The following is a 7,762-nucleotide window of genomic DNA, read 5'->3' as shown; positions in this document are numbered from 1 at the left end:
CGGCCGCCGGGGCCCCCGTGGAGACGTTGGTGAGCAGCCGCTCGGACTGCAGGATGCGCAGCGCCTGGCGCTCCACGCCGGACTCGGCGGCGGGCCGGGCCCGGGTGGGCATGCGCCGGCCCGGCCGCAGCGCCCCGGACCCGATCCGGGCGCGCAGTTCGTCGGCCACCTCGCGCGGTGTCCTCCGTGGCCACGGGGGCTTCGTCCGTCCGTCGCCGGAGGCGGGTTCCGGATCCACGGCCGGACACCACAACTTCCCGCCATCCTGGGGGAGTTCACCGGAGGATGGTTACAGGGCTCCCCCAAGTGGCTATAACTAGAAGCAAGTTGGTAACCAACTCTCATGACCTGGTTGACCGCCCCAAGGGTTGGTCCTCAGGTAAAGGGAGGGAAGCCGCACACACGAGGGGGACCGTCATGCCGCTCATCGCCATCGTCCTCGCAGCCCTGGCCATCGGGTTCGAGCAACTCGTCCAGTGGAAGTACGGGCCGATGGGAATCATCGCCTTCTTCGCCCTCACCGTGGGCATCAAGGCACGCAACACCGTGATCGGCGGCATCGGCGCGGTCGTCCTCGTGATGCTGCTCGCCCAGTCCGGCTGACAGCACACCGCACGGACCGCCGGCCGGGTTCCTCTCCGGAGGGGAGCCGGGAGCCCTGTCGACGGGCACCACCCGCACGACCACCACAACCGAACAGCTCGCTACGGACGAGGACCCACCCGTCACCGGCGGAAGGAGGCAGGCGGCAGGGGCGCGGGAACGACCGCGCCCGGAACGCGTCCGGGCACCACGGCCGCCCGGACGTACGCAGCAGGGCGCCGCCCGACGGGCGGCGCCCGCTCGTTCTTCCCGGACCCGGCCCCCGCTCAGCCGAGCAGGTCGTCGACCTGCGCCTCCCCGTCCCGGTACCGGCGCGCGATCTCCGCGCCGCACTCGTCGGCCGTGCGCTGCAGCCGCTGCCGCCGCCGGGACACCTGCTGCTCGTACCGCACCAGCCGACCCATCGCGGTGTTCAGCTCCCCGTCCGTGCGCGCGCCCAGGTCGGACAGCTCCACCTCGGCGAGCATCTCGGCCGCCAGCCGCCGGTACTCCTCGCTCCGCGGCGTCCCCAGCGTCACGTGCCGGGCGGAGGAACGGTGCCGGGCCGGGGTGTCCCGCAGGATCTCCCCCAGCCGCTCGACGACCGACGCCTCCCCGGGCGCGGCGGCCGAGGGCGCGCCCTCCGGCCGGCGCCGGGCCAGCTCGGCCCGCAGGATGTCGATCCGCCCCTGCAGCAGCCGCCGCACGTAACTGAGGTCGGCCTCGGCGCACTGCGCCTCACGGCGCACCGTCCGCAGCTCCTCCAGACCGAGCAGGACCAGATCGTGCGTCCCCCGGTCCTCGGGCAGCACCGGGCTGTCCGTGCGCTGTGTGGGCGGTCGGCGGAACTCCCGCTCCCCGACTCCCGCGTGGGTCGACGGGACAGCCCCTTGCGGCTGCCCGATCCCCGGTGTGCTCATGTGCCTCAACCGTCCCCTCGACCGGCGTGTGCCAGCATCGTGCCACCCCGGGCGGCCACATTGTGAGCGAGTGCCCCCGATCCGCCCCAGATGGGCGTTAAGGAGTAAAAATAGCCCGCTCGGAGGCCTCCGCGGGCCGCCGTCGGCCGCCTGTTCGCCGACCGGCATGATGGCCGTATGCGAGCAGTGGTGCAGAGGGTCGACGGCGCGAGCGTGGTCGTGGACGGCGAGACGGTGGGGGCGATCGAGGGCGAGGGCCTGTGCGTCCTCGTCGGCGTCACCCACGAGGACACCGAGGAGAAGGCGGCGCAGCTCGCCCGCAAGCTCTGGTCGGTGCGGATGCTCCAGGACGAGAGGTCGTGCAGCGACACCGGCGCCCCGCTGCTGGTGATCAGCCAGTTCACCCTGTACGGGGACGCCCGCAAGGGCCGCCGCCCCACCTGGAGCGCCGCCGCCCCCGGCGACGTCGCCGAGCCGCTGGTCGACGAGGTGGTGACGCGGCTGCGCGCGCTGGGCGCGACGGTGGCGACGGGCCGCTTCGGCGCGAGGATGCGGGTGTCGCTGACCAACGACGGCCCGTTCACCGTCCTGCTGGAGGTCTGAGCCGCAGGACTCAGGGTTCGACGACGGTCTCCTGCGCGGCGGCCGTGTCCCCGGCGATCAGCCGGGCGTCCACGGGCACGTTCCGCTTCACCAGGGCCAGCGCGACGGGTCCCAGTTCGTGGTGGCGCACGGACGTCGTGACGAACCCGATCCTCCGCCCCTCGGGGCCGTCGTCCGCGAGCCTGATCTCCGTGCCCGCCGGCGGCAGGTGGACCTCGCTGCCGTCCAGGTGCAGGAAGACCAGCCGGCGCGGCGGCTTCCCCAGGTTCTGCACCCGGGCCACCGTCTCCTGCCCCCGGTAGCAGCCCTTCTGCAGGTGCACGGCGGTACCGATCCAGCCCAGCTCGTGCGGGATGGTGCGGTGGTCGGTCTCGAAGCCGAGCCGCGGCCGGTGCTGCTCGACCCGCAGCGCCTCGTACGCGAGGATCCCGGCGGGGGGCCCCGCCTCCCCGGCGTACGCCTCCAGGTCGCCGCGCGGCAGGAACAGGTCCCGCCCGTACGGCGTCTCGCGGACCACGGCCCCCTCGGGCACCCGGGCGATGGACCCGGCCGGCAGGTGCACCACCGCGGTGTCGGCGGTGCGGTCGGCGACCTCGACCCGGTAGAAGAACTTCATCGACTCCAGGTACGCGATCAGCGCCTCCCGGGTGCCGGGTTCCACGTGCGCCCAGACCGTCTCCCCGTCGTCGACCAGGTAGAGCGCGTGCTCGATGTGGCCGTTGGCGGAAAGTATCAGCGCCTCGGTGGCCCGGTGCGGCGGCAGCTCGCTGACGTGCTGGGTGAGCAGCAGGTGCAGCCAGGTCAGCCGCTCCGGACCGGAGACGGTGACGACCCCGCGGTGGGACAGGTCGACGAGACCGGTGCCGTCGGCGAGGGCACGCTGCTCGCGGAACAGGTCGCCGTAGTGGGCGGCCACGCCTTCGTCCACGCCCTCGGCGGGGACGGCGCCGGGCAGGGTCAGCAGGGGGCTCTTCATACGCCTAGCCTACGACTCGGTACTTGAAGACTTCAGGGAGCAGTCCTCGCACCGGCCGAAGATCGCGAAGTGCTTCATGTCGGTGTCGAAGCCGAACTGCTCGCGCAGCTTGGCGGTGAACTCGGCGGCCACCGAGAGGTCGGCCTCGATCACGTTCGTGCAGTCCCGGCAGACCAGGTGGATGTGGTGGTGCCGGTCGGCCAGGTGGTACGTCGGCGCCCCGTGCCCGAGGTGGGCGTGGCTGACCAGACCCAGCTCCTCCAGGAGCTCCAGCGTGCGGTACACGGTGGAAATGTTGACCCCCGACGCCGTCTTCCTCACTTCACCGAGGATGTCGTCGGGGGTCGCGTGTTCGAGGGTGTCCACGGCTTCGAGGACCAGCTGCCGTTGCGGGGTCAGCCGGTAACCGCGCTGCCTGAGGTCGCTCTTCCAGTCGGTGCTCACCACACCCACGAGTCTAGGGGGTGCCGTTCGGATCCTGCCGGGGTCGCGGGCCCCGGAGCGGCCCGCGCCCCGCCCGGGAAGGACCTACTTGAAGAAGGCGATCCCGTCGTCCGGCATGTCGTCGGGCAGGGCCTTGGCCCAGCGCTCGACCTCCTCCGGGGTGACGACCTTCTTCAGGTGCGCCGACATGTAGGGGCGCAGCTCGACCTCGGGGGTCTGCTTCTCGCCGACCCACATCAGGTCGCTCTTGACGTAGCCGTACAGCCGCTTGCCGCCGCTGTAGGGCCGCGAGGCGGCGGTGCGCGCGACCGCGTCCGTCACCAGGTCGATCTGCGGCTTCTGGTCGGCCAGCTCGCCGTACCAGATCTCGATGACGCCGTCGTCGCGGGTCATCGTCACCTCGACCTTGCGGTCCGCGTCGATCCGCCAGAAGCCGTGCTCCGACTCCAGCGGGCGGACCTTGTTGCCGTCGCCGTCCAGCACCCAGGTGCGGGAGCCGTACTCCAGGAAGTCCCGGCCGTCGTGGGTGAAGGTGACCTCCTGGCCGAAGTTGCACTTCTCGGCACCGGGGAAGTCGTGCACGCCCGCGCCGGCCCAGTTGCCGAGCAGGAAGGCGAGCGGGACGAGGTCCTTGTGCAGGTCGGACGGGATCTCGATCATGAGCGGAACTTCCTGGCGTCGGTGATCAGCGCTGGCCCTGGTACAGCTTCTTCACGGTCAGCCCGGCGAAGGCGAGGACGCCGACGGCAACCAGGACCAACAGGATTTCGAAGAAGAGTTCCACGAGGTGCTCCTTGAGCGGGGTGCGGTGGTGTGCACGGGGCCGGACCCCAGCTTACGCGGCCGGGTCCCGCCCCTGTGGTGCGGGAGGCCCGCGGCCACCGGCCGGAGCCGCGGACCACGACTACGATGCGGTCATGGCGAAGAAGCTTGTGATCAAGGTGACTGCGGGAACCGACGCGCCCGAGCGCTGCTCGCAGGCGTTCACGGTGGCCGCGGTGGCCGCGGCCAGCGGCGTCGAGGTCTCCCTGTGGCTCACCGGCGAGTCCGCCTGGTTCGCCCTGCCGGGCCGTGCCGCCGAGTTCGAACTGCCGCACTCCGCCCCGCTGCCCGATCTGCTGGACTCGATCCTCGCGACCGGCCGGGTCACCCTCTGCACGCAGTGCGCGGCCCGCCGCGACATCACGGAGGAGGACGTCGTCGAGGGCGTGCGGATCGCGGGCGCGCAGGTCTTCGTCCAGGAGGCGATGGCGGACGGGACGCAGGCACTCGTCTACTGAAGGGCCCTACCGGGGCGGTTTCCTCCCGTCCAGCTCGTCCCACCACTCGTCGGACTCCGGGTCACCGGACGGATCGTCCCACCAGCGGTCCTCCGGCCCGCGCCGGTTGGCGATCATCGCGGCGACCGGCGGGATGACCATGGCCACGAGGCACATGCCCACGGCCGCCGGCACCGACCACAGCCGTACGACGCCCCAGGCCAGGACGAACAGCCCGACGCAGGTTCCCATCATGGCGAAGTAGGTGTGCCGCCTGCGCGCGTACATGCCTCCAGCGTAGGTCCGGTCGCACCGGAGGGCCGCACCCCGGGCGTCCAACCCGCGGGGTGCGGCCCTCCGGCCGTTCCCGTGTCCTCAGACCGCGATCGCGACCTCGGCCAGGCCGCCCTGCTGGGCGACGACCGTGCGGTCGGCGGTGCCGCCGGGCACCAGGGCGCGGACGGTCCAGGTGCCCTCCGCCGCGTAGAAGCGGAACTGTCCGGTGGCGGAGGTCGGGACCTCCGCGGTGAACTCGCCGGTCGAGTCCAGCAGACGGACGTAGCCCGTCACCGGCTCCCCGTCGCGGGTCACCTGACCCTGGATGGTGGTCTCACCGGGCTTGATCGTCGAGGCGTCCGGGCCGCCGGCCTTCGCACCGCACATGTCTTACTCCTGAAGAGGTCGGTCGGGAGGGGTTACTTGCCGGAGCCGAGCTCGATCGGCACGCCGACGAGGGAGCCGTACTCGGTCCAGGAGCCGTCGTAGTTCTTGACGTTCTCCACACCGAGCAGCTCGTGCAGCACGAACCAGGTCAGCGCGGAACGCTCACCGATGCGGCAGTAGGCGATGGTGTCCTTGGACAGGTCGACCTGCTCGGCCTCGTAGAGCGCCTTGAGCTCGTCGTCGGACTTGAAGGTGCCGTCGTCGTTGGCGTTCTTCGACCACGGGATGTTCGCGGCGGTCGGGACGTGGCCCGGGCGCTGCGACTGCTCCTGCGGCAGGTGGGCCGGGGCGAGCAGCTTGCCGGAGAACTCGTCGGGCGAGCGCACGTCGACCAGGTTCTGGTTGCCGATCGCGGCCACGACGTCGTCGCGGAAGGCGCGGATGGACGCGTCCTGCGGCTTGGCCTTGTAGTCGGTCTTCGGACGCTCCGGCACCTCGTCGCCGGGGACCAGCTCGCGGGCGTCCAGCTCCCACTTCTTGCGGCCGCCGTCGAGGAGCTTGACGCTCTCGTGGCCGTACAGCTTGAAGTACCAGTAGGCGTACGAGGCGAACCAGTTGTTGTTGCCGCCGTAGAGGACGACCGTGTGGTCGTTGGCGATGCCCTTGTCCGACAGGAGCTTCTCGAAGCCCTCCTGGTCGACGAAGTCACGGCGGACCGGGTCCTGCAGGTCCTTGGTCCAGTCGATCCGGACGGCGTTCTTGATGTGGTTCTTCTCGTAGGCGGTGGTGTCCTCGTCCACCTCGACGATGACGACGGTCGGGTCGTCCAGGTGCTCCTGGACCCAGTCGGCGTCGACCAGGACGTCGCTGCGGCTCATGCTTGTTCTCCTCCGGGGCAGTTGCGGCGGGGCGTGCGGGTGAGAGGGTGCGCGCGAACTCGGCGGGCCGGCGCACGGGCGCCCTCAGCGGGGCGGGACGGGGATACGGACGGCGGAGCGCCCGCTCATCAGAAAGTGCGACAGAGCATGGCGGCGACACGGCACAGGTCCACTGCCCGCCGCTTCGTGAGATCCGCCTGTCCCCTCGACCGGAGGACGCTCGTCTGACACTGCATGGGTCCGATCGTAAGGACGGACGGGTACGCATGTCACCGGCGTGTCGCATGATGAGACGCGATCGTCCGCAATACGGGACGCGACCTCCCGGAAACCGCGGTTCCCGCGCCCCGTCCGCCCGGACGGACGCGACCGCACCTGCCCTGCGGACACGCCCGTCTCACCTCTCGGACAGTGCCCTCCTCACCCGGCCAGCCGGACGTCGGACCCCTTCACCGTGATCTCCACCCCGTCCTCCGCGGCCTCGACCCTGTCCAGCCGGATGCCGCCGGGCAGTCCGTCGATCCGCTGCTCGAAGTCGATGATCCGCCGCACGCTGGCCTCGACGATCGCGACCCCGCTGAGCGCCGGTACCGCGTCGGCCCTCACCCGCACGGTCTCGCCGTCCACGACCGTCACGGAACTCAGCACGGGCACCGGCTCGGGCAGTTCGGCGCCCAGCACGGCGATCTCCACCGCGACCTCGATCTTCCCGTTGCCGCCGTCGGACAGGCCGACGACCCGGGCGGTGACGCCGGGACCCACCCGGCCGGGCTCGGACGTGACGCTCTTGAGCAGCTCGCCGTAGGCGATGGTGGCCGTGCCGGTGGCGCTGTCGGCGACCGCGGAGCCGAAGTCGGCGGAGAAGTCGACGCCGCGCAGGTCCGCGCGGAGGTCGGCGATGCGGATCGTCCGGGCGTCGTCGCCGGTGCCGGCCTCGTAGTCGTGGATGCCCACCCGCACCTCGTCGAGGGTGCCGTCGGCGAGCTGGGTCAGGAACGGGAAGCCGCTGATCGACACGTCGGGCGTGTCCGCCAGGTCCTCGGTCGCCTTCAGGCGGTCGGCGGCCTCGCCCTCGGCGATGTTGACGGCCACGCGGTCGACGACGACGAAGAGGGCGCCGAGGATCGCTGTGATGACGAGCAGTATTCGCAGTGCGCGCATGCGGTGTCCCTCACCCGGCGTTCTCGACGACGTCGTCCCGCGAGGGTAGCGCCGCGGGGGGTGGGGGCCGGGGATTGTGGATCACTTGTGACAGGGGGCTGCGCGGCCCTGTTCGTCACCGGGTGCCCGGCGCCGGTTCGGGCCGGGGGGGGTTGTTCGCGCGGCCCACCCGTGCCGCCCTGGGGGGCACCTCCCAGGCCCTTTCGGGCTCTGGGGGAGGCACGACTGCCCGCGGGGACGGCGCCCGCGGCGCGGAGGGGGTGGGGCGGGGGTGGC

At 71.6% G+C, this 7,762-nt stretch carries 13 protein-coding genes; 3 read left to right on the top strand and 10 right to left on the bottom strand.

The features are described 5' to 3' along the window. The coding region (locus ABTY20_RS20255) for a GntR family transcriptional regulator (protein WP_502991847.1) at positions 1–238 on the bottom strand (238 nt) is incomplete at its 3' end. 179 nt (positions 239–417) lie between these two features. On the opposite strand from ABTY20_RS20255, the gene ABTY20_RS20250 reads away from it, so the two are divergent. Continuing rightward, the gene (locus ABTY20_RS20250; protein ID WP_351998392.1) at positions 418–603 is read left to right on the top strand and encodes a hypothetical protein; all 186 of its coding nucleotides are present in this window, start codon (positions 418–420) and stop codon (positions 601–603) included. 266 nt (positions 604–869) lie between these two features. On the opposite strand, the gene ABTY20_RS20245 is transcribed toward ABTY20_RS20250, so the two are convergent. Next, entirely contained in the window at positions 870–1,502 is a 633-nt protein-coding gene (locus ABTY20_RS20245; RefSeq protein ID WP_351998391.1) for an RsiG family protein, read from the bottom strand. A 177-nt stretch (positions 1,503–1,679) separates the two neighbouring features. On the opposite strand from ABTY20_RS20245, the gene dtd reads away from it, so the two are divergent. After that, the gene (gene dtd, locus ABTY20_RS20240) at positions 1,680–2,105 is read left to right on the top strand and encodes a D-aminoacyl-tRNA deacylase (protein WP_351998390.1); all 426 of its coding nucleotides are present in this window, start codon (positions 1,680–1,682) and stop codon (positions 2,103–2,105) included. Between the two features lie 10 nt (positions 2,106–2,115). Here the strand turns inward: dtd and ygfZ are convergent, their stop codons facing one another. The 3 genes from ygfZ to ABTY20_RS20225 all read right to left on the bottom strand — a co-directional run bounded on the left by ygfZ (position 2,116) and on the right by ABTY20_RS20225 (position 4,185). After that, positions 2,116–3,081 (bottom strand): CAF17-like 4Fe-4S cluster assembly/insertion protein YgfZ, encoded by a 966-nt coding sequence (gene ygfZ / locus ABTY20_RS20235; protein ID WP_351998389.1) that lies wholly within the window; start codon positions 3,079–3,081, stop codon positions 2,116–2,118. A gap of 9 nt (positions 3,082–3,090) precedes the next feature. After that, positions 3,091–3,528 (bottom strand): Fur family transcriptional regulator, encoded by a 438-nt coding sequence (locus tag ABTY20_RS20230; protein WP_351998388.1) that lies wholly within the window; start codon positions 3,526–3,528, stop codon positions 3,091–3,093. 81 nt (positions 3,529–3,609) lie between these two features. Further along, a complete protein-coding gene (locus ABTY20_RS20225; protein WP_351998387.1) occupies positions 3,610–4,185 on the bottom strand; it encodes a heme-binding beta-barrel domain-containing protein in 576 nt (191 codons plus the stop codon). Positions 4,186–4,442: 257 nt separating this feature from the next. Between ABTY20_RS20225 and ABTY20_RS20220 the strand changes: the two genes are divergently transcribed. Beyond that, positions 4,443–4,805 carry a DsrE family protein gene (locus ABTY20_RS20220; protein WP_351998386.1) on the top strand — a complete coding sequence of 121 codons (363 nt, stop codon included), beginning with the start codon at positions 4,443–4,445 and terminating at the stop codon, positions 4,803–4,805. A gap of 6 nt (positions 4,806–4,811) precedes the next feature. Here ABTY20_RS20220 and ABTY20_RS20215 read toward each other — a convergent pair whose 3' ends face one another. The 5 genes from ABTY20_RS20215 to ABTY20_RS20195 form a co-directional block, all read right to left on the bottom strand. Next, positions 4,812–5,072 carry a DUF3099 domain-containing protein gene (locus ABTY20_RS20215; RefSeq protein WP_351998385.1) on the bottom strand — a complete coding sequence of 87 codons (261 nt, stop codon included), beginning with the start codon at positions 5,070–5,072 and terminating at the stop codon, positions 4,812–4,814. A gap of 87 nt (positions 5,073–5,159) precedes the next feature. Further along, entirely contained in the window at positions 5,160–5,447 is a 288-nt protein-coding gene (locus ABTY20_RS20210; protein WP_004986406.1) for a DUF1416 domain-containing protein, read from the bottom strand. 32 nt (positions 5,448–5,479) lie between these two features. Next, entirely contained in the window at positions 5,480–6,325 is an 846-nt protein-coding gene (locus ABTY20_RS20205) for a sulfurtransferase (protein ID WP_351998384.1), read from the bottom strand. Between the two features lie 128 nt (positions 6,326–6,453). Further along, a complete protein-coding gene (locus tag ABTY20_RS20200) occupies positions 6,454–6,561 on the bottom strand; it encodes a putative leader peptide (RefSeq protein WP_351998383.1) in 108 nt (35 codons plus the stop codon). Positions 6,562–6,745: 184 nt separating this feature from the next. After that, positions 6,746–7,486: an LmeA family phospholipid-binding protein gene (locus ABTY20_RS20195; RefSeq protein ID WP_351998382.1), complete on the bottom strand. Its 741-nt coding sequence runs from the start codon at positions 7,484–7,486 to the stop codon at positions 6,746–6,748. Between the last annotated feature and the right edge of the window lie 276 nt (positions 7,487–7,762).

Source organism: Streptomyces sp. NPDC126497 (assembly GCF_040302425.1).
In the GTDB taxonomy this organism is placed as follows: domain Bacteria; phylum Actinomycetota; class Actinomycetes; order Streptomycetales; family Streptomycetaceae; genus Streptomyces.
Note: the sequence above shows the minus strand (reverse complement) of the source record. Positions and strands in the feature narration are given on the sequence as shown.

Bases quoted from the DNA above. Each gene is read 5' to 3' on its own strand.
- ABTY20_RS20250 (WP_351998392.1), top strand. From the start codon at position 418: ATGCCGCTCATCGCCATCGTCCTCGCAGCCCTGGCCATCGGGTTCGAG.
- ABTY20_RS20245 (WP_351998391.1), bottom strand. From the start codon at position 1,502: ATGAGCACACCGGGGATCGGGCAGCCGCAAGGGGCTGTCCCGTCGACC.
- dtd (WP_351998390.1), top strand. From the start codon at position 1,680: ATGCGAGCAGTGGTGCAGAGGGTCGACGGCGCGAGCGTGGTCGTGGAC.
- ygfZ (WP_351998389.1), bottom strand. From the start codon at position 3,081: ATGAAGAGCCCCCTGCTGACCCTGCCCGGCGCCGTCCCCGCCGAGGGC.
- ABTY20_RS20225 (WP_351998387.1), bottom strand. From the start codon at position 4,185: ATGATCGAGATCCCGTCCGACCTGCACAAGGACCTCGTCCCGCTCGCC.
- ABTY20_RS20220 (WP_351998386.1), top strand. From the start codon at position 4,443: ATGGCGAAGAAGCTTGTGATCAAGGTGACTGCGGGAACCGACGCGCCC.
- ABTY20_RS20215 (WP_351998385.1), bottom strand. From the start codon at position 5,072: ATGTACGCGCGCAGGCGGCACACCTACTTCGCCATGATGGGAACCTGC.
- ABTY20_RS20210 (WP_004986406.1), bottom strand. From the start codon at position 5,447: ATGTGCGGTGCGAAGGCCGGCGGCCCGGACGCCTCGACGATCAAGCCC.
- ABTY20_RS20205 (WP_351998384.1), bottom strand. From the start codon at position 6,325: ATGAGCCGCAGCGACGTCCTGGTCGACGCCGACTGGGTCCAGGAGCAC.
- ABTY20_RS20200 (WP_351998383.1), bottom strand. From the start codon at position 6,561: ATGCAGTGTCAGACGAGCGTCCTCCGGTCGAGGGGACAGGCGGATCTC.
- ABTY20_RS20195 (WP_351998382.1), bottom strand. From the start codon at position 7,486: ATGCGCGCACTGCGAATACTGCTCGTCATCACAGCGATCCTCGGCGCC.